The following is a 25,471-nucleotide window of genomic DNA, read 5'->3' on the forward strand; positions in this document are numbered from 1 at the left end:
GCCGTTCTCCTGCAGAAACTGGTACGTGCGTACCAAAAAGTGTGCGACCCTGGTGCGATGTCGGGCTCGTCCGCATCCCTCGCCGACTATCGCGCCGCCCTGACCGCGCCCGGGGCGCTCGCGCCCGTGCTCGCGTCCGCGCTCGGCCGGTTCCCCATCGCGATGATCGGGCTGGCCACGCTGCTCTACGTCCAGCGCGCCACGGGCTCATTCGCCGCGGCGGGGCTCGTCTCCGCAGGCACGCTGGCCGGGGTGTCGCTCGGCTCGGTGGGCCAGGGTCGGGTGATCGACCGGCTCGGCCCCACGCGGCCGCTGCTGGTGGCCGCCGGGCTGTTCGGGCTCGCCGCCACCGTGCTCGTGGTCGCCGTGCACACGCGGCAGCCGCTGGCGCTGCTCGTCGTCCTCGCGCTGCTTGCCGGGCTCGTGCAGCCGGCGCTGCCGGGCACGTCGCGGGCGCTGTGGGCCGAGCTCGTCCCGCCCGGCCCGCGACGGGACGCCGCCTACAGCTACGAGGCCATCAGCCTCGAGGTGTTCTTCATCCTGGGCCCGGCCGTCGCGGCGCTGCTGGTGGTGGCCCCGTGGCCGGGCACCGGTTTCGTTGTCGCGGCCGCGGCCATGACGGTCGGATCAGCGGCGTTCGCGGTCACGCGCCCGGTCCGGGTGCTGCGACCCGCTCCGGCAGGCCCGTCGATCGGCGCGCTCGGAGCACTGGCGCGGCCCGCGATGAGGACGGTTGCGCTGGCGTCATTGGGGTTCGGGCTGGTCGTCGGGTTCGTCGAGGTCGGGGTGCCGGCGTTCACGGCGGCGGCCGGCTCGCCCGCCACGGGCGGCCTGCTCCTCTCGGCCTGGTCGGTGGCCTCCGTACTCGCCGGGGTGCTCTACAGCATGCGGCCGTGGCCGCGCCCGCTGCACCTGCGCATGCCCGCGCTGCTCGGGGCGTTCGGAGTGCTGGTGGCCGCGATGGCGGTCGTCGGGCCAGTCCCGTCGTTCGCGCTGCTCGTGGTGGTGATGCTCGCGGCCGGGGCGCTCATCACGCCGCAGGTCACGGCCCACTCGCTGGCCGTCGACATCGCGGCGCCCGAGGGCACGGCCACCGAGGCGTTCGGCTGGGTCGTCACGGCCGCGACGCTCGGGCTCGCCGCCGGGCAGTCGGCCGCCGGGATCGTCGTGGAGGCGGCCGGCCCGCCGTCGGCGTTCCTGGCGGGCGGGCTCGCCGGTGTGGTGCTGGCCGTGGTGCTGTGGGTCCGCCGCGCCACCCTGGCGCCGGATCAGCCGCGCAGGTACTCCAGCTGGGCGAGCACCGAGAGCTCGGCCGCCGGCCAGAGGACCGGGTCGACGTCGGTGTAGACCAGCTCCACCACAGCCCGCGCCGAGGCGTCCGGCCCGAGCCTGCCGAGCGCCGCGCGCACCTGGTCGAGCCGCTGCTCGCGGTGGGCCAGGTACCCGGCGACCACGGCCGGGGCGTCGTCGAGCTCCGGCCCGTGGCCCGGCAGGATCGCCGTGCCCGGCGCGAGGTCGGCGAGCCGGTGGAGCGAGTCGAGGTACGGGCCGAGCGCGCCGTCCGGGTGCGCGATCACGGTGGTTCCGCGGCCGAGGATGGTGTCGCCGGTGAGTACGGCCGGGTCCGCGTCCGGTCCGCCGAGAAGGAACGACAGCGAGTCGGACGTGTGGCCGGGCGTGCCCACCACCCGCAGCTCGACGCCCCCGGCGTTCACGACGTCGCCGTCCGCGAGCGCTTCCGATCCCAGCACCAGTGTGGGGTCCAGCGCCCGCACCGGCGCCCCGGTCAGCTCGGCGAAGCGCCGCGCGCCCCCGGCGTGGTCGTGGTGGCGGTGGGTCAGCAGCACGAGCGCGACGGGCCCGTGCGCGGCCACCCGCTCCAGGTGGTCTCCGTCGTCCTCGCCCGGGTCGACGACCACGCACTCCTCGGCGCCCGGAGCGCGGAGCACCCACGTGTTGGTGCCGTCGAGGGTCATCGGCGACGGGTTGCGCGCGAGCAGCACCGAGGCGAGCGGGGTGACCGGGCGCAGCACCCCGTAGGCCGGATGGCTCATGTCGAGCTTCCCGGCGCTTCGCCCGCCAGCTCGAAGCCCGGCTCGCCCGGCAGCATCACGGTGACCTGCGCGCCCGTACGCCGCACGATGGGCAGGATCGGCCGGATCACCCGTTCGTCGGCGGCTGCCAGCACGGACGCGGCATCGGCGTGCTCGGCTATCTCCTGCAACGAGCGGTGCGTCGGTGCCATGAGCTGCACGTCCCCGCGCTCCCAGCTCTCCAGAGCCTCGGCCGGGTGCCACCATGTGGCCTCCACGGCCTCCGTCGTGTGCGCGTCGGCCTCCTGCCCATCGGGCACCCGCGCGACGAAGAACGCGGTGTCGTAGCGCCGCGGGGACGTCTCGGGCGTGATCCAGCGCGACCACGGCCGCAGCAGGTCGGAGCCGAGGACGAGCCCCTCCTGTTCGAGGACGTCGGCGAGCGTGCGGCGCCGCGCGACGAGGTCGGCCCGCAGCCGCACCGTGGCCTCGGCGCGCGGCCGCACCGTTGCCTCGGCCCGCAGCCGCGCAGTGCCCTCGGGCAGGTGCGGCCCGGCGAGCAACACCCCGCACTCCTCGAACGTCTCCCGCACGGCGGCGGAGACCAGCGCGCCCGCCAGCTCGGGGTCGCAGCCGAACCGCTCGCCCCACCAACTCGGGTCGGGGCCAGCCCAGTGCGTGGCGTCGGGCCGATCGGCGTGGTCGACGCCCCCGCCGGGGAAGACGGTCATCCCGCCTGCGAACGCCATCCCGGCGGCCCGGCGCTGCAGGAAGACCTGCAGCGGGGTGCGTCCGGGGGGAGGGGTGGGATGGTCGCGCACCAGCAGCACGGTCGCCGCCGGCCGGGGAACGACGGGCGCGGAGGGCACCCCCGGACACTAGGCCGTGTCCCGCGAATCGTCACCCGCGGGCTTCGCGCCCAGATGGCCCCTGGCTGCGTTGTCGGCAAGCCCAAGTACGCCCGGTACGAGGACTTGCCTCCGCCTTGCCAGGAACCATCTGGATCACGAAGCCCGTCGGCCACGATCCACGGGACACGGCCCGCCCGCCGCGAGGCAGGATGGTGGGCGTGGATCGGTTGCGGGTGGGCTTGGTCGGCGGTGGTCCGTGGGCGAGGACGGTGCACGGACCAGGCCTCGCTGCGCACCCCGGCTTTGAGGTGGCCGGCGTGTGGACGCGCCGGCCCGAGGTGGCGGAGGAGCTCGCTGCGGAGTTCGACACCCGCGCGTTCACCGACCTTGACGCCCTCTTCGCCGACGTCGACGCGGTCGCGTTCGCCGTTCCGCCGCACGTGCAGGGCCCCCTCGCGGTTCGCGCTGCCGCCGCGGGCAAACACCTGATCTGCGAGAAGCCGCTCGCGGCTTCGGTCGCGGAGGCCACAGAGGTGGTGGCCGCCGTGCGTGCCGCCGGCGTGCACTCCTCCATGGTCCTGACGATGCGCCACTCGCCCGCTGTCCGTGCCTGGCTCGCGGGGATGCCGAAGGAGCCGGCGGGTGCCGACACCGTGGCCTCGGCGCGCTGGCTCTCCGGCTCGCTCCTGGGAGGGCCGTACTCGGGGTCGGCGTGGCGTCAGGAGCAGGGCGCCCTCCTCGACCTCGGCCCGCACGTCGTCGACCTGCTGGACGCCGCCGTCGGGCCGGTCGTCCGGGTGGCGTGGGCGCACCACGACGAGCCGGACCTGTGGCGGTTCGGGCTCGACCACGCCGGCGGTGCGCACAGCACGGTGACGCTCTCGATGCGGCTGCCGATCGACCCGTCGGAGATCGAGTTCACGGTGCTCGGCTCGGCCGGGCGCCACCGGCTCGCGGGCCGCACAGCCGACCCGCAGGAGTGCTACGCCGCCCTGCTCGACGAGCTCGTCGCCGCGGTCGACGGCTCCGGCCCACCGCCTGCGCTGGACGTCGCACGCGGCCTGCGGCTGCAGGAGCTCGTCGACGAGGTCCGCGCGGCCGCGCGCTGACGGGCCGGCCGGCTCAGCCCGCCAGGTCCGGCGGGTCGGACCGGTGGCTGCCGTTGTTGCCGGCCCCGTTGTTGCCGACCCCGTTGTTGCCGGGACGGTGCGGGCCGACCCCGTTGCCGATCCCCGCGCGCCTGCTGACCCGCGGCCTACGGCCTTCGAGCAGCTCGGCCTGCAGCCGCGCCAGCAGTTGGCGGTCTGCGTCGCTCAGCCGCGAGAGCGACTCCGGGCGGAGCCCGAGAGCTTCGCCGCTCGGTTCCAACTCGAGCCGCGGGCGCTCGGGCTCCGCCTCCGCCACCGGTTCCGGTGACGCGGGTTCGTCGGTGTACCGGTGCCGGGCCGGGCGACCGGGAGCGGGCCGGGGGGCGGGCGGCTCCGCTTCGGCCACCGGGTCGTCCGCTTCCTCGGCCTCGAAATCGGTATCGGCGACCTCATCGCCGGCCTGATCACGCTCCCGGGGCGGACCGTCGAGGACCGAGGGCGCCATCGCCCATGTGCCGGACAGCCAGTCCGCCGACCAGTCGTCGTGATCTGCCCGGGCGGGCGGGGCCACGTCCTCGGCGGGCAGCCGACCCCCGACCGCGAGCGGGTCGTCCTCGTGGACCGTCGGGTCGAGCAGCGGCGCCAGCAACGGCTCGTTCAGCGGGCCGTTGAGCGGATCGCTCAACGAGTGGAACGCCGGGGTCTCGGCGTCGGCCGGGCGGCGGTCCGGCGCCGGGACGCTCTCGCGCGCCGGGGGCTCCGTCACCTCGGCTGCCGCGGCGTCGACCGGCAGCTCGGCTTCGGGCTCCGGCTCGATGGGCGCCATCGGGCGGACGATCGAGGCCGGACCGCCGCGACGGACCAGCGGGATGGGGTTGGGCACCGACGTGCGGGAGATCGGCGTGACGGTGGGGCGCCTGATCCGTGCAGGGGTGGGGACCGGCCGGGGCGCGGGGCGCGGGGCAGGTCGAGCCGGCGGCTCGGGTGTGGGCTCCGCCTGCTCTCGTTCCGGGGCGGGGCGACGGCTTGCTGCGGGAATCGACGCGGGCATCGCGGACGTGGTGGCCGGGTCGTCGGAGTCGTCCGCGCCACGGGCCTCGCCGGTGGCGTCCGGCACGGCGACGGGCCTGGCCGGCTCACGGCGCTCAGGCCCCCGCCGGTCTGCCTCCTGGGCTTCTGGTTCGCGCTCCGCACGGACGGAGGGCAGCACGTCGCCCAACAGTGCGTCGCTCTGCACGGGCGGACGGAGGAGCCCAGCGGTGTCGGGCACCTGACGCCGGGCGGCCGGCTGCTCCTCCGGCTCCGGTCGCGTTTCGCGTTCTCTGCGGGGCGCAGGCCGCGGGACTTCGGCGAATGCCGGCTCGGCGTCGTCGGCCGAGATAACGGGGGCTGCGCTGCGCAGGGCCGCGGCGTGGTACTCGGACAGCGCGCCGTCGGGGCTGAGCACTTCCACCGAGGCGTGCACGTCGGCTCGCTCGAGGGCCACCGCGATCTGGTAGGCGAGCACCTCGGTGGGACGCCCGCCCGCGGGGGCCTGCACGAGCACGACGGGGTGCGGTACCGGCCCGGGTGCCGAGCCGGCCGGCGTGCGGCGGCGGGCGAGCAGCACGTGGCATCCGGCGAGCGCGCGCGCCGGGAGCGCGAGGAGCGCCCCGGCCACGGGGTCGTCGTCAGCTGGTGCGGCGAACCGGTGCTCGGTGCCGTCTTCGGGGTCGGCCTTCGGGAGCGCGGCGCCCGGGTCGAGGTCGGTGCGCGCCGCTCGCGCCGCCGCCACGAGGGCTGATCGCACCCGCTCCGGCAGCACGGCGCGGCCGGCGACGAGGCTCGCGGTGACCAGCTCGACCGCGCGGGCGTCCTCGCCCACCGCCACCAGCTCGCGCGCCCGGCCCAGCAAGTCGTCGTCCACTCGGCCGGCCAGCGCCAACAGCAGTTCGTGCGTCGTTTCCCCAAACGACGTCCCGTCCTCCACCTGGCCCCCCTCCCGTCCCGTCGCTCTCGACCGAGCCGGTTCTTCTCACGCGTCGGCCAGCGCCGCCGCAGAACGCCACAACGGCGTAGATCCGATGATGGCTGCCCGGTGGTACGCGGGCGGCTTCCCGTGCGGCGGGAGCACCTCCACGCACGGTGTGCGGTCGCCGTGGGCCCGCAGAACGCGCTGCAGTGTGCCCGCGAGCACCCACGGCCGCTCGGCGCCGAGCACCAGCACCACCCGCTGGCCCGGTGTTCCCGCCGCCTGCCGCCAGCCCTGCCGGAGCTCCACGCAGCCCGGATGGCCGCGCACCACGGCGAGCACGCTCAGCGCGGCCGCGTCGATGTCGGCGGCGCTCGAGTCGGCCCGGAACGTGACCGTGACCTCGTCGGGATCGAGGGCGGGCAGCACGGCGTCCAGCAGCCGGTGCGACGCGCCCCACTCACCGACGGCCGTCTCCAGCAGGTCGCGCTCGGCGTCGGTCAGCCCGACGCGGTGGCGCAAGAGCTCCCGTGGGAGCGTGGCGCCCAGCACGGAGCGGCCGCCGTCGGCGAGCCAGTCGCGCATGCGCCACAGCAGCTCGTCCGGCAGCCGTCCGGCCAGCCGGACCAGCAGGTCGTGGCAGGCGACGTCAGGGGACGTCACGCGTGCCGACCTGGACTATCAGCTCCACCTCGACGGGAACTCCGAGCGGCAGCTCCGCCACGCCGACGGCGGAGCGCGCGTGCCTTCCGGTCTCCCCGAAGATCTCCCCGAGCAGGTCGGAGGCGCCGTTGACGACTCCGGGCTGGCCGGTGAAGCCGGACGCGGAGGCCACGAAGCCGAGGACCTTCACCACCCCGGACACCGAGTCGATGCCGACCAGCGCGTCGACAGCGGCGAGCGCGTTGAGCGCGCAGATCCGCGCGAGCCGGTAGCCCTCCTCGGTGTCGATCTCGGCGCCCAGCTTGCCCAGCGCCGCCGGCTTGCCGTCGACGATCGGCACCTGGCCCGAGGTGTAGACGAGGTCGCCGACGCGGCGCGCGGGGATGTAGGCCCCGGCCGGAGTCGGCACCGAGGGCAGCGTGATGCCGAGTTCGGCGAGGCGCTCGCTCGTGTTGCCCACGCCGGTCAGCCCTTCACTGGGCGCTTGAACCAGGCCACCAGCTGCTCGGGGTTGAGCCCCGTGGTGACCGCGACCAGCTCCCAGCCATCACGGCCGAAGTTGTTGAGGATGGCCTGGGTGTTGTGGACCAGCACGGGAGCTGTGAGGTACTCCCACCTGGTGACCTCGGCAGTGCTCATGGGCAAGCACTGTAGCCAGCGCCTCACCCCGTTCAGGCGGCCGGTCGGGCCGGGCCTCCGTAACCTGGACCGGTGACGTCAACCGGTTGGCCAGCAGCGCTGTCGGCCGCCCGCCTCCACGTCGTCTCCGGCAAGGGCGGTACGGGCAAGACCACGGTGGCCGCCGCGCTCGCGCTGGCGCTGGCCACCGGGGGCAAGCGCACCCTTCTCGTGGAGGTAGAGGGCAGGCAGGGCATCGCCCAGCTCTTCGACACGGCCCCGCTGCCCTATGAGGAGCGCAAGATCGCCGTCGCGCCCGGCGGCGGGGAGGTGCGCGCGCTCGCGGTGGACGCCGAGGCCGCGCTGCTGGAGTACTTCGAGCTGTTCTACCGCCTCGGCATGGCCGGGCGGACGCTGCGGCGGATGGGCGCCATCGAGTTCGCCACCACCCTCGCGCCGGGGCTGCGGGACGTGCTGCTCACCGGCAAGGCCAAGGAGTGCGTCAACCGCAAGGGCCCGGACGGGCGCCCGGTCTACGACGCCGTGGTGCTCGACGCCCCGCCCACCGGCCGCGTCGTGAGCTTCCTCGATGTCACCAAGGCCATGGCCGACCTTGCCCGCAGTGGCCCGATCCACAGCCAGGCCGAGGGTGTGGTGAAGGTGCTGCACTCGGGGCTCACCGCCGTGCACCTCGTCACGCTGCTGGAGGACCTGCCGGTCACCGAGACGCTGGAGACGGTCGACGAGCTGGCCGCCGCAGGGCTCCCGACCGGTGCCGTGTTCGTCAACCGGGTGCGGCCCCAGTGGCTGCCTGACCGCTCCGTGGCCGCGGCGGCGGGTGGGCGCGTCGACGCCGAGCGGATCCGGGCCGGGCTGGCGTCGGCCGGGCTCGACCTGCCCGCCGACGTCGTGGACGGACTGGTGACCGAGACCGTGGAGCATGCCGTGCGGGTGCACGGAGAGGGCGCCGCGCTCGCGCGACTCGCCGAGGCGTCCGACCTACCCCGGCTGGAGCTGCCGCAGATCATGGACGGTGTCGACCTCGGTTCGCTGTACGAGCTGGCGGAGACGCTCGTGGAGCAGGGCGTCGGCGGCTGGTCGTTGTCCGAGGTGAATGCATGAGCTCGTCGAAGGTGCCACCGCCCCTCGACGTCGACACGCTGCTCGACGACCCCGGCACCCGGGTGATCGTGTGCTGCGGGTCCGGCGGGGTGGGCAAGACCACCACGTCGGCGGCGCTGGCGATCCGGGCCGCCGAACGCGGCCGCCGCACCGTGGTGCTCACGATCGACCCTGCCAAGCGGCTCGCGCAGGCGCTCGGGCTGGAGGCGCTGGACAACGAGCCAGGACGGGTCGCCGGGGCCGCCGGGCCGGGCGAGCTGCACGCGATGATGCTGGACATGCGGCGCACCTTCGACGAGATGGTCGAGATGCACAGCGCCCCGGACCGCGCCGCGGCGATCATCGCCAACCCCTTCTACCAGACGATCTCCTCGTCGTTCTCCGGCACGCAGGAGTACATGGCGATGGAGAAGCTGGGGCAGCTCGCCGCCACCGGCGAGTGGGATCTCATCGTCGTGGACACGCCCCCATCGCGTTCGGCGCTGGACTTCCTCGACGCCCCGCAGCGCATGTCGAACTTCCTGGACGGCCGGATGATCCGGCTGCTCTACGCCCCCGCCAAGGCGGGTGGGCGGGGCCTGCGCAAGATCGTCGGCGCTGGCTTCACGCTGTTCGCCAAGGCGGTGTCGACGATCCTCGGCGGGCAGATGCTCGCGGACGCGTCGGCGTTCGTGCAGGCGTTCGACACCATGTTCGGCGGCTTCCGCGAGCGCGCCACGGCCACGTACGCGCTGCTGCGCTCGCCGGGCACGGCGTTCCTGGTGGTGGCGGCACCCGAGCCGGACGCGCTGCGCGAGGCCGCGTACTTCGTGGACCGGCTCTCCGCCGAGGAGATGCCGCTCGCGGGGCTAGTGCTCAACCGCACCCACCCGGTGCGCGCCGAGCTCTCCGCGACGAAGGCCCGCCACGCCGCCGACGGCCTGCGCGGCGCCCCGCTCGCCGCGGCCGTGCTGCGTCTGCACGCCGACCGGGTGGAGCTGGCCGACCGCGAGGAGCGGCTGCTCTCACGCTTCACGAGCGCCCACCCCTCGGTGGCCGTGACCAGGGTGCCGGTGGTGGCGGGCGACGTCGCCGACCTGGACGGGCTGCGTGAGGTGGGCGAGCGTCTCGCGGCCGGTGCACAGCCGGAGCCAGGCACGGCCGACAGCGACCGCCGCCTGCGCTCCGCCCGCTGACACCCGGAAGTCGCCCGTCGTCAGGCGGGCTGCGCCGCCTCGGACTCGTAATGCGCGGTGCGGGCCTGGAAGAGCAGCTCCGCCCACGACCGCACGTGCGGCCGCGCCCGCAGCAGGGCGCGGCGCTCGCGCTCGGTCATGCCGCCCCAGACACCGAACTCGATGCGGTGGTCGAGGGCATGGGCCAGGCACTCGGTGCGCACCGGGCATGCCCGGCAGAACTGTCGTGCCTCCCGCTGCCGCGCCCCCGTGACGAAGAGGCCTTCCGCATCGGCAGTGCGGCACCGTGCCGCCCCCCGCCAGTTCCACCAGCCCGCCATCATTGCTCCCCCTCCACGTCCGCCCGTGCCCGACATGACCAGCACAGACGGATTGTGGAAGCGGGAGGTTCCACCCGTAACCGAGCAAAACTACTCAACTTCGCCGCGCGACGACCTGACGGGCGGAATCGGACCCGCCGCGTACCCTGCCCTTCGTGAGAGTCCCGCGCCACCTCGTCCGGCCCATCGCGATGCTGGCCGGGCTGGGAGTTCTCGCAGGCCTGGTTGTGGCAGGCATGACGTTCCCCGCCGCCGCAGGCCTGGGCCTGGTCGCGAGCGACGCGGGCGACAGCGTCAACAGCGTGTCCACCGACCTGCTGGACGGTCCGCTGCCGCAGACCACCGTCGTCACCGACTCGGCAGGCGCCCCGATCGCGCGGTTCTTCGAACAGAACCAGAACCGGGCGTCGGCGGCGGCCGGGAACATCGCTCCCGCGATGAAGGCCGCGATCGTGGCGGTCGAGGACCGCCGCTTCTACCAGCACGAAGGCGTCGACTGGCAGGGCACGCTGCGGGCCCTCATCGCCAACTCCGCCTCGGGCGACGTCGTGCAGGGCGCATCGACGCTCACGCAGCAGTACGTCAAGAACTACATGCTCTACGTCGCGGCGGAGACCGACACCGAACGGCTCAAGGCCACCGAGCAGACCCCTGCGCGGAAGCTCAAGGAGGCGCAGATCGCCCTCCAGATGGAGCAGACCCTGAGCAAGGAAGAGATCCTCACGCGGTACCTGAACATCGTCTCGTTCGGCAACGGGGCGGCGGGGGTCACGTCGGCGTCGCGCCTCTACTTCGACACCACGCCGGACAAGCTCACCGTTCCGCAGGCCGCGCTGCTCGCGGGGATGGTCAACAGCACGTCGGCGTTCGACCCGGTCACCAGGCCGCAGGCCGCACTGGAGCGGCGCAACCTCGTCATCCTGCTGATGCGCGACCAGCAGATGATCGACGAGCGGCAGGCCCAGGCCGCCCTCGCCGCCCCACTCGGGGTGCTCCAGCCGCTGAACTCGCAGGCCAACGGCTGCATCGGCGCGGGCGACGCGGGATTCTTCTGCAAGTACGTCGTGGACTACCTCACCGAGGCCGGCTTCTCGATGGACCAGCTCAACCGCGGCGGCTACACGATCAAGAGCACGCTCGACCGCACGGTGCTGGAGCGCATGAAGGCCTCCCTCGACGCCGAAGTGCCCCCGCGGCAGCCCAACGTCGCCAACGTCATGTCGGTGGTGCAGCCGGGAGCCACCAAGCACCGCGTGCTCGGGATGGCCTCCAGCCGCACGTTCGGGCTCGACGCCGAGGCACAGGAGACGAGCTACGGGCTGCCGTACGAGCCGGTCAACCTGGGTTCCGGCTCGGTCTTCAAGATCTTCACCGCCGCCACGGCCCTCGAGAAGGGCCTCGGCATCAACTACCAGCTCGCAGTGCCGCCGAGCGGCTACGCGTCGCCGATCTACACCGATGGCGCGGGCCGCCCGTTCCCCGTGGCGAACGCGGGGAGCTACCCGGAGCGGCTGACGCTCACCGACGCGCTGGCGCAGTCGCCCAACACGGCGTTCATCAAGCTGGAGGAGTTCACCGGCGTCCCGGACGTCGTCAACATGGCCGTGCGGCTGGGCATGCGCTCGCTCGCCACCACCCCGTTCGTCGACCCGAACACCGGCCGGCCGACCGACCGGTCGATCGCTGAGGTCACGAAGGCCCAGCGACTGGCATCGTTCACGCTCGGCGTGAGCCCGGCCAGCGTGCTGGAGATGTCCAACGTCGGCGCGACGCTCTCCAGTGCAGGCATGTGGTGCCCGCCGAGCCCGATCGAGTCGATCACCGATCCCGCGGGCAGCCCGGTGCCCGTCACCGAAGCGCCTTGTGAGCAGGTCGTCGAGCCCGGCCTGGCGAACGCGCTGCTCAACGCGCTCAGCAAGGACGACCTCCCGGGCGGCACGGCGGCCGGCGCGGCCCGAGAGGTGGGCTGGGACCGCCCGATGTCGGGCAAGACCGGCACCACCCAGCAGCACAAGTCGGCGGCGTTCGTCGGGTTCGTCCCGCAGATGTCCGGCGCGGTGATCACCTTCGACAACTCGAACTCGCCCCGCCCGCTGTGCGACGGCGGCGGCGCCCCGTTCGCCTGCAGCTCCGGCACCATCTTCGGCGGCAAGACGCCCGCGCAGACGTGGTTCGGCGCGATGCGCCCGCTGCTGGAGGGCCAGCCGGTCATCCCGCTGCCGGCCGTGGAGGATCGCTTCCTCGAGGGCGGCGCCGCATCGCGCGTGCCGGACGTCGTGGGCCGGGCGGAGAACGACGCCCGCGCGATCCTGGAGCGCGCCGGGTGGGCCGTCTCGACGCGCACGGTCGACAACGCCGCCGCGCGGGGCACGGTCGTCGGGCAGAGCCCGCGGGGATCCGCGCTCCCCGGGGAGACGATCCAGCTCAGCGTGAGCAGCGGCTCCGTGCCCCCGCCGCCGCCGGCCCCGTCAGACGGACGGTCGTCCGGTGGCGGTGGCGGTGGTGGCGGTGGTGGTAACGGTGGCGGCGGAAACAGGAACGGCAACGACAACGGGAACGGGAACGGCAACGGCAACGGCAACGGCGGCGGTGGTGGTGGTGGCGGTGAGTGACCGCGGCCCCCGCCGGGCGCCGCCGGCGCTCGGCCAACGGTGTGGTCCGCCCCTGACCTGACGCGTCGTCCGCCCCGAGTGGCCTGTCGGCGGCCTAGCATCCGCCGCATGACCGTCGGGCCGGGGGACGCGCGGTTTGACCAGGGCGGCACTGCTGCCAGTGGTAGCCCGTCGGCCGCGCCGGAGTATCCGCCCGAGCTGGCGCCGGAGGGAACGTCCGCCCCCACGGCGACACGGGCCACGTCCGTTGTCCCGGCCTGGCTGACCGGGGAGTGCACGCTGCCGTGGCCGCCGCCAGAGTCCGCCGAGCAGAAGGCCGCCGAGCAGAAGGCCGCCGAGCAGAAGGCCGCCGAGCAGAAGGCCGCCGAGCAGAAGGCCGCCGAGCAGAAGGCCGCCGAGCAGAAGGCGGCGCCCGCCACGATCCCGCCGCCCCGCCAGCCCCAGCCCCAGCCGCGGCCGCCCGTGCCCGTGCGGGCGGTGATCATCCCCGGTGCGCCGCCGAGGCCGCGGATCGTCGAGGAGCCGGCCATCCTCGGGCTCTCCCGGCGCACGCGCGGCCGGTTCGGGTCTCGCGTGTTCACGCTGTTCTTCGTGCTGGTGTTCGCGCTGATCGTGGTGCAGATGGTCGCTTCGCTCCTCTACCCGTGGTGAATCCCGTTCCGGGCAGTTGCTCCACTGCTGAGAACACGCTGTGACCCGCGCAGATGCCCAGGCCGGGGCCGGTCGGTCCGCCCGACTACCCTGAAGGCACCACGGCGGAGCCCGCGTTCCGCCCCCGGCCGGCCGATCACGGCCGACGCGGAGGAGGTGAGGAGCGATCGGACTGGAGTCCGGTGCGCCCCGGCTTACTGCGCCCACAGCCCACCGTGTCCGCAGTGTGCTGGCCATCCCCGCGTTCCGGCGTCTGTGGGTGGTCACGTCCGTCTCGGCCGTCTGCGACTGGCTGAGTCTGCTCGCGCTGTCGGCGCTGGCCACCCAGCTCACTAGCGGCTATCAGGCGCAGAGCTTCGCGCTCGGCGGCGTCGTCGCCACGAAGCTGCTCCCAGCGATCTTCCTCGGACCGCTCGCGGGCGCGCTCGCCGACAAGTTCGACCGCCGGCGCGTCATCGTGGTGTGCGACCTCCTGCGGTTCGGGCTCTTCGTCTCGATCCCGCTGGTCGGGTCGCTGTGGTGGCTCTTCGCCGCCACCTTCCTCATCGAGATCTGCGCTCTCTTCTGGATCCCGGCCAAGGACGCGTCGGTGCCCAACCTGCTGCGCAGGCCCGACCAGGTCGAGACGGCAAACCAGCTCAACCTCGTGATGACCTACGGCGTCGCGGTCATCACGGCGTCCGGCCTGTTCACGGTGCTCTCCAGCCTCGGCGGGTTCTTCGGCGGCGCAGGCTCGGCGCTCCCCACCGTGTTCGTCGCGCTGGTGCTCAGCGGCGTCGCCTACCTGGTCATCGCGCTCACCGTGCTCTTCCGGATCCCGGAGATCTCCGGGCGGGCCACCGAACGGCGGGCCACCGCGCCGAGCGTGCTCACCCTGCTGCGCGACGGTGCCACGTTCGTCGTGCGCACCCCGCTCATCCGCGGGCTCGTCATCGGCATCGTGGGCGCGTTCGCGGCCGGCGGCACGGTCATCGGCTCGGCCACGCTATACGCGGCCAGCCTCGGCGGTGGCAACGCCGCGTACGGCATCCTGTTCGCCGCGGTCTTCATCGGGCTGGCGATCGGGATGGGCGCAGCGCCCCGGATGGCGCGGCGGATCCCGCACAACCGCATCTTCGGCGCCGCGATCGTCGCGGCCGGGCTGGCGCTCGTGCTGGTGGCCATAGCCCCGCACCTCTTCATCGCGATCGCCGCCGTGATGCTTGTCGGCGGCTTCGCCGGCATCGCCTTCCTCACCGGCCTCACGATCATCGGCTCGCAGGTCGCCGACGAGATCCGCGGCCGGATCGTCGCGTTCGTGCAGTCGATCGTGCGGCTCACGCTGCTCGGGTCGATGGCGGTCGTGCCGCTTATCGTCGGCCTGGTCAACGCCCAGCGCATCGAACTGTTCGGCACCCCCTTCCTGATCGACGGCACCCGGGTCGTGATGCTCGGGGGCGGGCTCGTGGCCGCGGTCGTCGGCACACTCGCCTACCGGCAGATGGACGACCGGCGCACCGAGCCGATCCTCCCCGACCTGCTGGCCGCCCTGCGACGCGGCGAACCGCGCTTCGACAGGGGGGTGCTGATCGCGGTCGAAGGGGCCCCGGCCGAGGAGACCACGGAACAGGCGGCGCGCCTCGCCGATCGGCTGCGCGCCGCCGGCCATGTCGTCGTCGTTCCGGACGGCGGCGAGCGCGACCGCGAGCGCTGGGCCGCGGCCACCCGCGAGGCCGCCCTGTCCGGAGTGCGGGCCAAGACGCTGGCTGCCGCGGCCGTGCAGGCCGACCGCGTGGAGCGGGTCATCCGGCCCGCGCTCGCGAGCGGCTCGGTGGTGGTCGTCGACCGGTTCCTGGTCAGCCCCATCGCGCAGTTCGGCGTCGCGGCCGAGCGCGCCGACTCCGAACTCGACCCTGGTGAGCTGGAGAACCTCGCCGCATGGGCCACCGGCCGGCTGCGGCCCGACGTGTCGGTGCTGCTCGACCGCGCACCCGTCGAGGCGGCCGATTCGGGTTCCGGCCGGGCCGGCGTGGCGGGTGAGGAGCATGTCCGCGTACAGCGCCTGCTCACGCGAATGGCTGCGGCCGAGCCCCACCACTACGTCGTGGTCGACGCCGACGGCTCTGCCGACGAGGTGGCCGAGCGGGTGTACCGCGGCGTCGAGTCGGTGCTTCCTGCCGCTGCCGCTGCCCAGCCGGTGCAGGAGCAGCCTCCGGGCCGGGCGGGAGCAGTTGCGCCGTGACGGTGTGGGACGAGGTGATCGGGCAGCCGTCCGCCGTCGCCGAGCTGAGCGCCGCGGCCGAGAGCCCGGCTGCGATGACACACGCCTGGCTCTTCACCGGCCCGCCCGGATCGGGCCGATCGGTGGCAGCTCGCGCGTTCGCGGCGGCGCTGCAGTGCCCGCGCCACGGCTGCGGGGAGTGCCAGTCGTGCCACACGGTCATGGCCGGCACACACTCCGACGTGCGCGAGGTCGTGCCGGAGGGCCTGTCGATCTCGGTGCGGTCGATGCGGCAGCTCGTGCAGTCGGCGGCGCGGCGCCCCGTCACCGGCCGGTACCAGATCCTGATCATCACCGACGCCGACCGGCTCACCGAAAGAGGCGCCAACGCGCTGCTCAAGTTCGTCGAGGAACCGCCGGATCAGACGATCTTCTTGCTGTGCGCGCCGTCCGACCACCCCGAGGACGTCCCCGTGACGATCCGGTCGCGCTGCCGTCCGGTGCCGCTGCACACGCCGTCCGCGGCGGCGATCGCCGACGTGCTCGTCCGTCGCGACGGGATCGAGCCGGAGACGGCGAGCTGGGCGGCGTCCGTCGCTGGTGGGCACGTCGGCCGGGCCCGAAGGCTCGCCCGCGACCCCGAGGCGCGCAACCACCGGGAGCTGGTCCTCGGCCTGCCGCTGCGCGTCCGCGGGATCGGCGACGCGTTCACCTACGCGGGCGACCTCGTGCGCGACGCGAAGGCCGAGGCCAGCGAACTGAGCGAGAGCCGCGACGCCGCAGAGCGCGAGGAGTTGGCCGTCGCCATGGGAGCGGGCGGCACAGGCAAGGGAGTCGCTGCAGCCGCGCGGGGCGCCAAGGCGGCCGAGCGCGATCTGGAGCGGCAGCAGAAGTCGCGCAACACCCGCACCCAGCGCGACGCCCTCGACCGCGCCCTCGTCGACCTGGCGGGGTTCTTTCGCGACGCGCTCGTGGTCGGCAGCGGGGCCCAGGTGCCCCTCACCCACCCCGACCGCGACTCCGACATCCGGCGCGCGGCCACCGAGTGGGGGCCCGAGTCGGTGCTGCGCAGGCTGGAGGCCGTTTTGGCGTGCCGCACCGCGCTGGACCAGAACGTCAAACCGGAGATCGCCGTCGAGGCGATGATGACCTCCCTGCAACAGGGCTGAATCCTGTCGCCTTCGCGGGGCAGAATCGTCGTCGTGACGCAGGGGGGCACGATCGAGCCGACGGTCTCGGCCCGTGAGGCGGAAGTACTGGCCGCGGTAGGCGAGCACCTCACCAACGCCGAGATCGCCGCCCGGCTGTTCATCTCGATCCGCACCGTCGAGAGCCACGTGTCGTCGCTGCTGCGCAAGCTCGGGGCGAACGACCGCCGCGCGCTGGTCTCGGTGGCCGCCGAGCAGCGCCTCCCGGCGGTCCCGTCCGGCCCTGTCGTGCAGCGGCGGGTGGCGCCGTCGGCGCTCACCTCGTTCGTCGGCCGTGCGGCCGAGCGCGCCGCCCTGGCCGACGCCCTCACCGGTCAGCGCCTCGTCAGCGCGGTCGGCCCCGGCGGGGTCGGAAAGACGCGGCTGGTGCAAGCGGTCGCCGCCGACGTCGTGGGCCGGTTCGCCGACGGCGTCTGGTACGTGGACCTGGTGCCCGTCACCGACGCCGAGATGGTCGCCGCGGCGGTCGCCGCCGCTCTCGGGCTCGGCGAGCAGCAGGGCCGCACGGCCGAGGACACGCTGCTCGGCTGGGCCGCCGACCGGCAGGCGCTGCTCGTGCTGGACAACTGCGAGCACCTGCTGGACGGCGTCGCGCTGCTGGTGGAGCGGCTGCTGGCCGGCAGCCCCGAGCTGGTCGTGCTCGCGACCACCCGGGCGCGACTTGTGCTGCCGTTCGAGCGGGTGTTCCCGGTGGCGGGCATGTCCGTCTCCGGGCACGACGGCACTGGGCACGACGGCACTGGGCACGACGGCACTGGGCACGAGGGCAGTGGGCACGGCGACGCGATCGCCCTGTTCGAAGAACGCGCCACGTCTGCGGGCTCGGTGTTGTCGGCGGCCGACCGGAGCCGGGTCGCCAGGATCTGCCGGGGCCTCGACGGCGTGCCGCTAGCGATCGAGCTGGCCGCGGCCCGCTTGCCGTCGATCGGGCTGGACGGGCTGGAGGACGGGCTGGCCGACCGCCTGCAGCTGCTCACGGGCGGCCGTCGCGTCGACGGCCGGCACAGCTCGCTGCGGTCGATGCTCGACTGGAGCTGCGCGCTCCTGGACGCGCCCGCCCAGGCGGTGCTGCGGAGGGTGTCGGCGTTCGCGGGGCCGTTCCGGGCCGACGGGGCCGCTGCCATCGCCGGGTGGGATCCGGTCTCACGTCGTGAGGTGGGTGCGCACCTCGCCGCACTCGCCGACCAGAGCCTCCTGGTGCTCACCACCACCGCGGACGGCACCCGGTACCGGGCGCTGGAGACCGTGCGCCAATACGGCGCCGAGCTGCTCGACGACGCCGGGGAGCTGGTCGAGTCCCACGCCAGGCACCTGAAGTGGGCGCAGGAGGAGGGTGTGGCGCTGCTCGCGGCGGGCGACATCGAGGGCGCCGAGTGGCGTGCCAGGTTCGACCAGCTCGCCGACGAGCTGCGTGCGGCCGTCCGGCGGGCGGATCGGCCGGGCCACCGGGCCACGGCGTACGACGTGGTGACCGTGCTCGCGGCGCTGTGCTACCGGCGCGGGATGCCGCGCGAGTCCCAGCTGCGCCACGAGCAGGCGGCCGAGTTCGCACCGGACCAGCACCTGGCCGCCGCCGCGTTGCACCGGGCTGCGGGCGCGGCCGAGACGCAGCTGGCCGGAGACGAAGCGCTCCGGCTGCACCGGGCGGCCGCCGACGCAGCCCTACGGGCGGGTGAGCCCGGTGTGGCGGCGAGGGACATCGCGCAGATGGCCGAGCTGATGAACCGGGCGTCCGGGGTGGTGTCCCTGCCACCTGACCCGGCCGTGGTGCGGGCGCTGATCGACGAGGCCCGCAAGCACGCCGACGGCGACGAGGTCGCACACGCGCGGATCGCCATCGCCGAGGCGTTCGCCGTCGCCGACACCGATCCCGAGGTCGCCGACCTCACCGACCGCGCCCTGGAGCTGGCGCGCCGAGCGGGCAACCCGATGGCGGAGAGTGCCGCTCTCGACCGGCTCACGACCGTCCAGCTCAGCCGGGGCGAGGAGCGGGGAGCCCTGGCGAGCGCCATGCGCCGCACGCAGCTGCTCGCCCCGGTGACGGTCGACGCCGACCTGGGCTTCGAGCTGTCGGACGCCCACGTCATGGCCGCCGAGAGCGCGATCGCCGCCGGTGACCTCGCTGAGGCGCGCCGGCTCGCCGAGCGCATCCGCGACCTACCGCTGCACCGCGAGGTCGGGCACGTGGCCGTCGCGCGTCTCGTCATCGTGTCGTTCCTCGAAGGCGACTGGGACGGCGCGCTCGCCGCGGGAGCGCGGTTCCGCGAGGGCTGGGAGCGCGCCGGCCGCCCGCGTGTCTCCACACTCCGCCGGTGCACCCACGCCTTGGCCACGGTGCACGGCCTGCGCGGGGAGGAACGGGAGCGGGAGAGCTGGCTCGAAGTCTTCGCCGCGCTGGTGCCGCTCGGCAGGCCCCATCACGACCAGCACCCCACCGCCTTCTTCGACGCCCTCCTCCACCTGCACCGGGACCGGCCCGACCTGGCATTGGAGTGCCTCGCCACGCCACCCCACGAGCTGCGTGCCTGGTACCAGGCGCTCTGGCGGCCGTGGTACGCAGCGCTGTGGGCCGAGGCTGCCGTGCTCGCCGGTACACCGGACGCGGCCGAGCGGGTCGAGGCCGTCCGCTCCCTCACCGCCGACAACCCGGTCGCGTCGGCGCTCACCGACCGCGCCGCGGCGCTGCTGCTGCGCGACGCCGACGGCGTGCTCGCTGCGGCCACCGCGCTGGACGCCGCGGGGTGCCGCTACCAGTGGGCCCGCAGCCTCGTCCTGGCTGGCGGCGCCCACGGCGCCCGCGGCCGGTCCGCGTTGATCGCAGCCGGCGTCACGGTCAGCTGACCAGCAGGAACGTCCACGCACGGAGCGCACGGACGAGAGTTTCCGTGCTCGCTCCGTGGTCACCACGGATGTCCGGGAGCGCCCGAGAGTCGATCGTTGATGCATCGCCAGCCACCGACCTGAGGGACGTGACCGAGATGCTGAACCAGCTCTTCACCGCCGCCGACATCGCCGCCGACCACCAGCGCACCCTGCTCGCCGAGGCCAAGGCGCAGCGGCTCGCCAGCGAGGCCGCAGCGGCAACCCGCAACGGCGACGCCGAGCGCGGAACGCGGCTCCCAAGGCTCGCCCTGCCCCGCCCGTGGCGCGCCCGTAGCGCCACGTGAACGCGGTCGTCAGTCGGCGGGCGGCATCCGGAAGAAGATCATCGGGTTGTCGCCCGCCCCACGCACCGGCGCGAGCCCCAGTTCGTCACGAAGGGCGTTGAGCTTGTCGTACGTGGCCCGCGCCTTCGCCCGCGAGGGCGTGAAGAACGGCGTGCGGTGCGCGTCGAGCCAGCGCACCACCACCCGGCCCTCGTGTAGCGGCAGCGTCGCGCGGAAGTGGTAGACGTCGTGGACACTCACCGGAATGCCTGCCGGCACCCGCGGGAAGAGGTCCCGCAGGTACCAGCGGGCGAAGCGGCTGTTGTGCGCGGCGTCCACGAACAGGTAGGCGGTGTCCGCCGGGACCTGGTCGACCGTGTCCTTGACGTCACCCTGCACGAAAGTCCACCGACCCTCGGCCAGCTCGTCCGGGACGTTCCGCCGCACGTTGTCGATGATGTCGAAGCTGTGCAGCTGCCCTTCGCCGTTGTCGCGCAGGGCGCTGAGGATCCACGACGTCGACCACCCGTGGAACGTCCCCAGCTCCATCACCACGGCAGGCCGCGTGGCGCGCAGCAGCAGGTAGGTGATCTCCGCCTCGAGGTCGTCGAGCTGAGGGGTCATCCGCGACCCCATCGCCTCCGCGTACGCTCGCTGCTGTTTCCCGACCGCCGCGAGCTCACCCGCGAACTCCCGGTACAGCTCGGACACGTACCCGAGGTCGATCTGCTTCAACGGACGGACCTCCACGGTCGGCTGGTGCGGGGCGACGAACCACTGTATCGGCAGGTCGGAGACCCACCCGGCCGGGCGCGGGGCGGCGGGAAGCGGTCGCTACACTGAGCGCGCACCACCCGCCGCCTTAGCTCAGTCGGTTAGAGCGACGCACTCGTAATGCGTAGGTCTGGGGTTCGACTCCCCAAGGCGGCTCCACGCTCCGCCGCAGGTCAGACCGCATCCCGGTCACCTGCTTTGATCGTCGGAAGCACACTCACCGGGCGCCCGGTCCGCACCTGGTCCGCATCAGAGTTGATCTTTGCCTGATGCAGGCGGTCCGCGACCGTGTCGAGGTCGTCCGCGAAGAGGTGCGAGTAGACGTTCAGCGTCACCGACGGTGAGCTGTGCCCGAGCATCCGCTGCACCAGAACTACCGTCGCTCCGGCCGCGATCGCCAGCGACGCCGCGGTGTGCCGCAGCCCGTGCGGCGTCACGTCGCCGACCCCGGCCCGTTCGGCGGCAGCGTCGAAGACGTGCGTCGCGAGCTCGTCGACGAGGAACGTCGGAACTGGAACCTCGCGGCGCTCGTGGTCCTTCGGTGTGCCGACGACGGTCCGCGTGGCCCTGCACGATCCGCACCGCGGCCGTAGAGGCGAAGGCGAGGCGCGTAGCCGCCGACAACGAGAGCGCGGCAGCGCGGCGAATGGTGGTCGGCGGATGAGGGCGCCGTGGGACACGAAGGTCGTGTTCATCGAGCGCCGCCGGTGTTGGTGGTGGAACGCCTGGCGGGAGTCGACTGCGACCGAGCTCTACGGGTTCTCCGACTCGCAGGAGACAGCCAGCCGGGCGATGTTCCAGGCCATCGAGCAGGCCGGCCCGTCGCCCGCGCCTTTGGCCGGCGGCGCGATGCAGGACGAGGTGGGGCGGCGACGTGACGACCCCGGCCGCCGCCCCACCTGATGACCTGAGGCTCGGCCAGGCCCCGCTCGTCAGCCAGCGGTGTCCCTGCGCTTGCGCTTGCGTCGGCCGGTCGAGTGCAGCCCGCCCGGTCCGGGCGTGTCGATGGACGTGGAGCCGCGGGTGAAGTTGCGGGTGAAGCGTCCGATGCGGATGCCCCAGCTGGAGAACCCGCGCTGCGTGAACGTGAAGAACAGCGGGCCGAGGCGGAAGGTCTTGCGGGCGCGGAACCTCATGGTGATCTCCTCAGTCGTTGCGGTTGAGCATCTCGTAGACACGCCGGCCGAGGCGGAAACGTGCCAGCCGTCGCCTCCACAGCGGCCACGCGGGCGGCCAGGCGCCTTGCCCGACGGTGAGCGCCAGCGCCCGGCGCCTGAGCACCACCATCGGACGGGCGCTGCGGGCGCTCATGCGCGCTGACGACGAGCTGGCACGGCGCGAGTGGGCCGAGTCGGTCGCGCAGGCGCTTGACGATCTGGAGCTGTGACGCCCCGGTCAGGATGCGACGTCGGCTCGGGTAACGATCGCTTAGATGCTCCGCAACGCCGCCGGCGCCGCGGCTCTGGAGCTACTCGCAGCCCGTTCCGTCGCCGTCCCGGTCGAGGTGGCTGCCGTAGCCCGGATCACCGTGATGGACCGGAGCCGCCCCCGCGGCGCGGGCAGCGGCGCAGTTCTTGTAGTACGTCGACGACGGTTCCTCCCTCGGCGCGGGCGGCGGCGGGGGTGGCGGAGCGGGAGCGGGCGCCGGTCGACGTACGTCGTTGTCGTTGTTCTGGTCCTGAGCCGGCGGTGGAGCCTGCCGGGTGGTGGTCGGCGGCGGAGGTGGGGGCGGCGCGACGCAGAGCGTCGACCAAATGCCGGTCTTCGCGGCCTGCTCCGCGGCCTGGATCTGCGGGTCCTTCTGTACCGGCTTGTTGTTGAACACGTAGCTCTTGGCCCACCCGGCGCGGGTGACGGCGATGGAGTAGTCCTCGGGCGCCCCGACGTAGAGCAGCGCCCGCCCGGGACTAGCAACCACAGGCCAAGCCGTGAACAATGTCGCGGGACACCCGTGCATGATGTGCCGCGACATCACAGTGTCATGTAGGCCAGACATCACAGTGTCATGTAGGCCAGCTCCGTCGGTAGGGACAGGTGTCGAGACGAGCTTGAGCTGTGTCGGTAGATCGTGTCCCGACAGCTCAACACCCCTCAAGCTTCTCCGTGGTTCCAGCGGTGCGAGGTTGCGCGACAGTGAAGTCGTTAGCTGTAGTTGCCGTAAGTGTGCCGTCGGAGCCACGCCGCCAGGTCTTGCCGAGAGAATCGCGAAAACCGAATCTTTCGACCTTGAAACCGGGCTCATCGCTTGTTCCGCTTGGCGGTACGACGATTACTCGGGTGCAGCCCGGGATAGTGCCAACTATGACATTCTTCGACTCCTCCATGTTGGGCATCTTGTACACATAGTAGACATCGGCTATCGGCTCCTTGTTTCGATTCACTAGTGAGAACCGGATAGGGCCGTCCAGCCCTGCTGACTCCGCATCGAGAGTCACACTCTGCGCCCGAGTGGCCTGGGTCGTGTCGTTAGCACGCTTAGCCTCGGCGACCGATCCGATACTGATAAGGAGGCTCGCTGCGCCTAAGCAGACCGCGATCCAGTTGGCCCGCTTCGCAACCTTTAGGGCGCGCACGGCCGTTTCGGCCTCTGAGGGCGTCGGGAGAGGCGGAGTCATGGAGTCCTCGCCACTGCGTAAAGCGCTACAGTCACAGGTCGCCTGGCCAAGGGTGTGTCGCCGTTGCGGCGATGGTTAGCAGTTGTTCAGGTCGTCGATATCGGGCGTCACGTTGCCATACGTCAGGGATGCATACTGCCTTCGGTCAGACGGTGTGTCGATGCGCACCCAGATGCTCGACTCATACGGTCGCTCGCCGGCAGCAGTGTTGGATTTGACGAGACGGCCGGATATTTTGCACAATGCGGGCACTCTGTCGCCACTATTGAACGTGCCATCAGCGTCCCTGTCGGGCTTAGAATCTGTGACTCCAGGATATACTAGGATGATCGGAGAAGCGGCACCAAGATCATCGAATTGGAACGTGAATTCGATACCGTCGGTCGCGGGCCCGCTGGGAGGAGTCTGCTCGGGGATTGGCGGGCGTGGAGTCAGTCCCGCACTGGGTGTTGATCCGATACCAGTGGTCGCCGTTGGGGGCGCCGTGCTCGTAGTTCCAGGAGTAGTCGCAGTTGATGTTGCGTTAATCTCGTACGATTGGGGGTCGGGTCCAGAGCATCCCGTGAGCAGGGCGGCGAGCAGCCAGGTCGCCAAAATTGGTAGTTGCTTGATGTGCAGCACGGTTCACTTCCTAGTGCGTCCATGTCCTAGTATGGAACTCGGGTCATGGTACGTCAGGCTTAAGGCGTTGCGTGACCAATACGATCTACGTTCCGGGTGGACATTCGGCGGTTTGCGGTTGCGGACTTAGTGCTGTTCCTGGAGTGTCCAAGTGGTGGTCGCTGATCCAGCCTTCGGAAGCGGAGTCTACTTGGCGTGAGGCGTTCTGTGCGAAGTACCAGAGCCGATTACCGTGAGGGCCGACGGGCCCGCCGTATCGGTAGCATGTCAAGCTGATCATGTCGCCAGTATAGAAGCCGTTGCCGGGGGCGACGACTGGAGTATTCCAGTCAGGTGTCGCCCTCCAATAGATGCCGCCATCGGCGTCTACGGCGTTCCACGTGCAGAGCAGTTCGCCGTTCTCCGGTCCAACTCCCGGAGTGCAGTGGTATCCGTAAGACTCGGTGGCGGCATTAGCTGTCGGGGAGCCCATCGGTGTGGCAGCGGCGACGGTCGTCACGGCAGCTACCGCGCCGTACTTCAAGAAGCGGTGCCACCTGGATGGCTCTCGCCTTGATCTATCGTTCGGCTGCATCGGTGGGCTCCTTCGGTGGTCCACGTCGTACGGCTCTACTCCTACCGCCCGGTCGCGGCAGTTCTGTCCACGTCCATACCGTCACGCTCGCCAATCGGGTAAAGAAGACTGCACAGAAGGCGCTTTGCGAGCGCGGGGTGCACATCATAACGGCTGCTCTGCCAGCAGAGTTCCCGACGTGGGTCTCATCCGTTACTCGGCCTGGCAGCGACCGGTTGGTTTGGTCGGCAACAGGTGGGTACGTCGTGCGCTGAAGATCACCGAGCCGTCAGACATGTCAGGTCCACGGAGTGCCGAACGAGCCCCGTCGCGGCCGGCGTGAGAAGCGGTATCGGCTGAATACCGCAGCCACCCACGACGTACGGCCATCCTTTGCACTTCTGCGGCGCTAGGATCGGCCGCACGCACTTTACTGGGGTCTAGCAATCGGGAACCGTGAAGTCGGTGTTGTGTTGGGCTGGTCCTCCTGGAGAGTCCCCGTTGAGAAAGGTGTTTGCGGCAGCGTAATAAGAGTCATTCCACGGCGCGCTAGCGATCCTGTACCAGTATCCATCGGGCGAGACGCTTGCGATTGTGGGAGCTAAAACCTTGCAGCTCACCTCGACTACTTGGCCTGGCGCTATTCGATCCCCTTTTCCGCTCGCATTGTGATAGTTTGTGAAGGTGTCGGACCCGAAATGGCCTTGAGTCTCGGAGAAGCGCTTGGGAGCGGGCGGGACGTCGACGGGTGCCTGTTCGACGGCATTACCGCCGGGCGGTTCTTGTCCGGGCGGTTCTTGTCCGGGAGGTTGCTGAGGTGGCGGGGTCACAGGTGGCGGGGTCACAGGTGGCGGTTGGATAGGGTCTTGGCCAGGCGAGGACTCGTCATTAGGTGCTGACTCTGCGTTCGGGTACACGAACCGCGCCGTCACAGATTCCGTGCATCCTTCGACAATTGCTTGGTTCTTGACAAAGTCAGAGAATACGAATCCGGAGTATCGGGGTTTGGGTCCGGACGCTTCATTCACATAGAACCAAATACGGGAATCCCCAGGCACGCCAGGTGGATGCGCGCCATTGATGTAGCAGCGCATGAAAACCGTGGATCCATTGGGCAACTGGTCCACGATGTCACATTGAGCGGGGTACTCGGCAGTTGGAACTGCAAAAGGGCACAACCGAAGCTTTACGGGAATTTCGCTATCAGGTGACGCGATATTGCTGCTGCCGTCAGGGTTGGGAGAATCGGTTGAAGAAGACAGGCCGACAG

Annotated in this window: 23 protein-coding genes and 1 tRNA gene; 13 read left to right on the forward strand and 11 right to left on the reverse strand. The window is 72.0% G+C overall.

The annotated features are described in order from the left end of the window. Positions 1-57 precede the first annotated feature (57 nt). Positions 58-1,347 carry an MFS transporter gene (locus tag ABD143_RS06795; RefSeq protein ID WP_343972766.1) on the forward strand — a complete coding sequence of 430 codons (1,290 nt, stop codon included), beginning with the start codon at positions 58-60 and terminating at the stop codon, positions 1,345-1,347. Here the strand turns inward: ABD143_RS06795 and ABD143_RS06800 are convergent. Together ABD143_RS06800 and ABD143_RS06805 are read right to left on the reverse strand one after the other, a co-directional pair. Next, positions 1,269-2,054, reverse strand: a complete 786-nt coding sequence (locus tag ABD143_RS06800; RefSeq protein WP_343972769.1) for an MBL fold metallo-hydrolase — start codon at positions 2,052-2,054, stop codon at positions 1,269-1,271. The genes ABD143_RS06795 and ABD143_RS06800 overlap by 79 nt on opposite strands. After that, a complete protein-coding gene (locus ABD143_RS06805) occupies positions 2,051-2,902 on the reverse strand; it encodes an NUDIX hydrolase (protein ID WP_343972772.1) in 852 nt (283 codons plus the stop codon). The genes ABD143_RS06800 and ABD143_RS06805 overlap by 4 nt, the downstream gene beginning before the upstream one ends. Positions 2,903-3,093: 191 nt before the next feature. Between ABD143_RS06805 and ABD143_RS06810 the strand changes: the two genes are divergently transcribed. Next, on the forward strand, positions 3,094-3,993 hold the full coding sequence (locus ABD143_RS06810) for a Gfo/Idh/MocA family protein (protein WP_343972775.1): 900 nt from the start codon (positions 3,094-3,096) through the stop codon (positions 3,991-3,993). A 13-nt stretch (positions 3,994-4,006) separates the two neighbouring features. Here the strand turns inward: ABD143_RS06810 and ABD143_RS06815 are convergent, their stop codons facing one another. From ABD143_RS06815 to sp36, 4 genes are read right to left on the reverse strand one after another with little or no spacing between them, the layout of a single operon-like run. After that, a complete protein-coding gene (locus ABD143_RS06815) occupies positions 4,007-5,941 on the reverse strand; it encodes a hypothetical protein (protein WP_343972778.1) in 1,935 nt (644 codons plus the stop codon). Between the two features lie 45 nt (positions 5,942-5,986). Beyond that, positions 5,987-6,586 (reverse strand): hypothetical protein, encoded by a 600-nt coding sequence (locus ABD143_RS06820; RefSeq protein WP_343972782.1) that lies wholly within the window; start codon positions 6,584-6,586, stop codon positions 5,987-5,989. After that, positions 6,573-7,046 carry a RidA family protein gene (locus tag ABD143_RS06825; protein WP_343972785.1) on the reverse strand — a complete coding sequence of 158 codons (474 nt, stop codon included), beginning with the start codon at positions 7,044-7,046 and terminating at the stop codon, positions 6,573-6,575. The genes ABD143_RS06820 and ABD143_RS06825 overlap by 14 nt, the downstream gene beginning before the upstream one ends. A 5-nt stretch (positions 7,047-7,051) precedes the next feature. After that, entirely contained in the window at positions 7,052-7,225 is a 174-nt protein-coding gene (gene sp36 / locus ABD143_RS06830; RefSeq protein WP_343972788.1) for a Sp36 family protein, read from the reverse strand. Positions 7,226-7,297: 72 nt separating this feature from the next. On the opposite strand from sp36, the gene bagA reads away from it, so the two are divergent. Both bagA and bagB read left to right on the forward strand, forming a co-directional pair. Further along, the gene (gene bagA, locus ABD143_RS06835; protein ID WP_343972791.1) at positions 7,298-8,326 is read left to right on the forward strand and encodes an ATPase BagA; all 1,029 of its coding nucleotides are present in this window, start codon (positions 7,298-7,300) and stop codon (positions 8,324-8,326) included. Beyond that, positions 8,323-9,501: an ATPase BagB gene (gene bagB / locus ABD143_RS06840; protein ID WP_343972794.1), complete on the forward strand. Its 1,179-nt coding sequence runs from the start codon at positions 8,323-8,325 to the stop codon at positions 9,499-9,501. The genes bagA and bagB overlap by 4 nt, the downstream gene beginning before the upstream one ends. Before the next feature lie 20 nt (positions 9,502-9,521). On the opposite strand, the gene ABD143_RS06845 is transcribed toward bagB, so the two are convergent. Next, positions 9,522-9,857, reverse strand: coding sequence for a WhiB family transcriptional regulator (locus tag ABD143_RS06845; protein ID WP_379659619.1), 336 nt, complete (start codon positions 9,855-9,857; stop codon positions 9,522-9,524). Positions 9,858-9,976: 119 nt separating this feature from the next. On the opposite strand from ABD143_RS06845, the gene ABD143_RS06850 reads away from it, so the two are divergent. From ABD143_RS06850 to ABD143_RS06875, 6 genes are all read left to right on the forward strand, one after another. Beyond that, a complete protein-coding gene (locus tag ABD143_RS06850) occupies positions 9,977-12,433 on the forward strand; it encodes a penicillin-binding protein (RefSeq protein ID WP_343972797.1) in 2,457 nt (818 codons plus the stop codon). A gap of 108 nt (positions 12,434-12,541) precedes the next feature. Further along, complete coding sequence (locus ABD143_RS06855) at positions 12,542-13,084, forward strand: hypothetical protein (RefSeq protein WP_343972800.1); 543 nt, start codon at positions 12,542-12,544, stop codon at positions 13,082-13,084. Positions 13,085-13,310: 226 nt separating this feature from the next. Further along, positions 13,311-15,305: a bifunctional MFS transporter/dTMP kinase gene (locus tag ABD143_RS06860; RefSeq protein WP_343972803.1), complete on the forward strand. Its 1,995-nt coding sequence runs from the start codon at positions 13,311-13,313 to the stop codon at positions 15,303-15,305. Further along, positions 15,302-16,453 carry a DNA polymerase III subunit delta' gene (locus tag ABD143_RS06865; RefSeq protein WP_343972806.1) on the forward strand — a complete coding sequence of 384 codons (1,152 nt, stop codon included), beginning with the start codon at positions 15,302-15,304 and terminating at the stop codon, positions 16,451-16,453. The genes ABD143_RS06860 and ABD143_RS06865 overlap by 4 nt, the downstream gene beginning before the upstream one ends. A 33-nt stretch (positions 16,454-16,486) precedes the next feature. Continuing rightward, a complete protein-coding gene (locus ABD143_RS06870) occupies positions 16,487-19,333 on the forward strand; it encodes an ATP-binding protein (protein ID WP_343972809.1) in 2,847 nt (948 codons plus the stop codon). 128 nt (positions 19,334-19,461) lie between these two features. Further along, positions 19,462-19,659: a hypothetical protein gene (locus ABD143_RS06875; RefSeq protein WP_343972812.1), complete on the forward strand. Its 198-nt coding sequence runs from the start codon at positions 19,462-19,464 to the stop codon at positions 19,657-19,659. A 9-nt stretch (positions 19,660-19,668) separates the two neighbouring features. Here ABD143_RS06875 and ABD143_RS06880 read toward each other — a convergent pair whose 3' ends face one another. Continuing rightward, positions 19,669-20,373: a class I SAM-dependent methyltransferase gene (locus ABD143_RS06880; RefSeq protein ID WP_343972815.1), complete on the reverse strand. Its 705-nt coding sequence runs from the start codon at positions 20,371-20,373 to the stop codon at positions 19,669-19,671. Between the two features lie 121 nt (positions 20,374-20,494). Between ABD143_RS06880 and ABD143_RS06885 the strand changes: the two genes are divergently transcribed. After that, a tRNA-Thr gene (locus ABD143_RS06885) sits at positions 20,495-20,571 on the forward strand. Between the two features lie 14 nt (positions 20,572-20,585). Here the strand turns inward: ABD143_RS06885 and ABD143_RS06890 are convergent. Next, on the reverse strand, positions 20,586-21,107 hold the full coding sequence (locus tag ABD143_RS06890; protein ID WP_343972818.1) for a tyrosine-type recombinase/integrase: 522 nt from the start codon (positions 21,105-21,107) through the stop codon (positions 20,586-20,588). On the opposite strand from ABD143_RS06890, the gene ABD143_RS06895 reads away from it, so the two are divergent. Continuing rightward, a complete protein-coding gene (locus tag ABD143_RS06895; RefSeq protein ID WP_343973435.1) occupies positions 21,073-21,315 on the forward strand; it encodes a hypothetical protein in 243 nt (80 codons plus the stop codon). The two genes, ABD143_RS06890 and ABD143_RS06895, sit on opposite strands and share 35 nt — an antisense overlap. Before the next feature lie 29 nt (positions 21,316-21,344). Here the strand turns inward: ABD143_RS06895 and ABD143_RS06900 are convergent, their stop codons facing one another. After that, positions 21,345-21,548 carry a DUF4236 domain-containing protein gene (locus ABD143_RS06900; protein WP_343972821.1) on the reverse strand — a complete coding sequence of 68 codons (204 nt, stop codon included), beginning with the start codon at positions 21,546-21,548 and terminating at the stop codon, positions 21,345-21,347. A 116-nt stretch (positions 21,549-21,664) separates the two neighbouring features. Here ABD143_RS06900 and ABD143_RS06905 point away from each other — a divergent pair, with 116 nt between their 5' ends. Beyond that, a complete protein-coding gene (locus ABD143_RS06905; protein WP_343972824.1) occupies positions 21,665-21,799 on the forward strand; it encodes a hypothetical protein in 135 nt (44 codons plus the stop codon). An 81-nt stretch (positions 21,800-21,880) separates the two neighbouring features. On the opposite strand, the gene ABD143_RS06910 is transcribed toward ABD143_RS06905, so the two are convergent. Next, entirely contained in the window at positions 21,881-22,330 is a 450-nt protein-coding gene (locus ABD143_RS06910; RefSeq protein WP_343972827.1) for an excalibur calcium-binding domain-containing protein, read from the reverse strand. Positions 22,331-25,471: the final 3,141 nt, after the last annotated feature.

It is taken from the genome of Pseudonocardia aurantiaca, from assembly GCF_039526725.1.
Taxonomy (GTDB): Bacteria; Actinomycetota; Actinomycetes; order Mycobacteriales; family Pseudonocardiaceae; genus Pseudonocardia; species Pseudonocardia aurantiaca.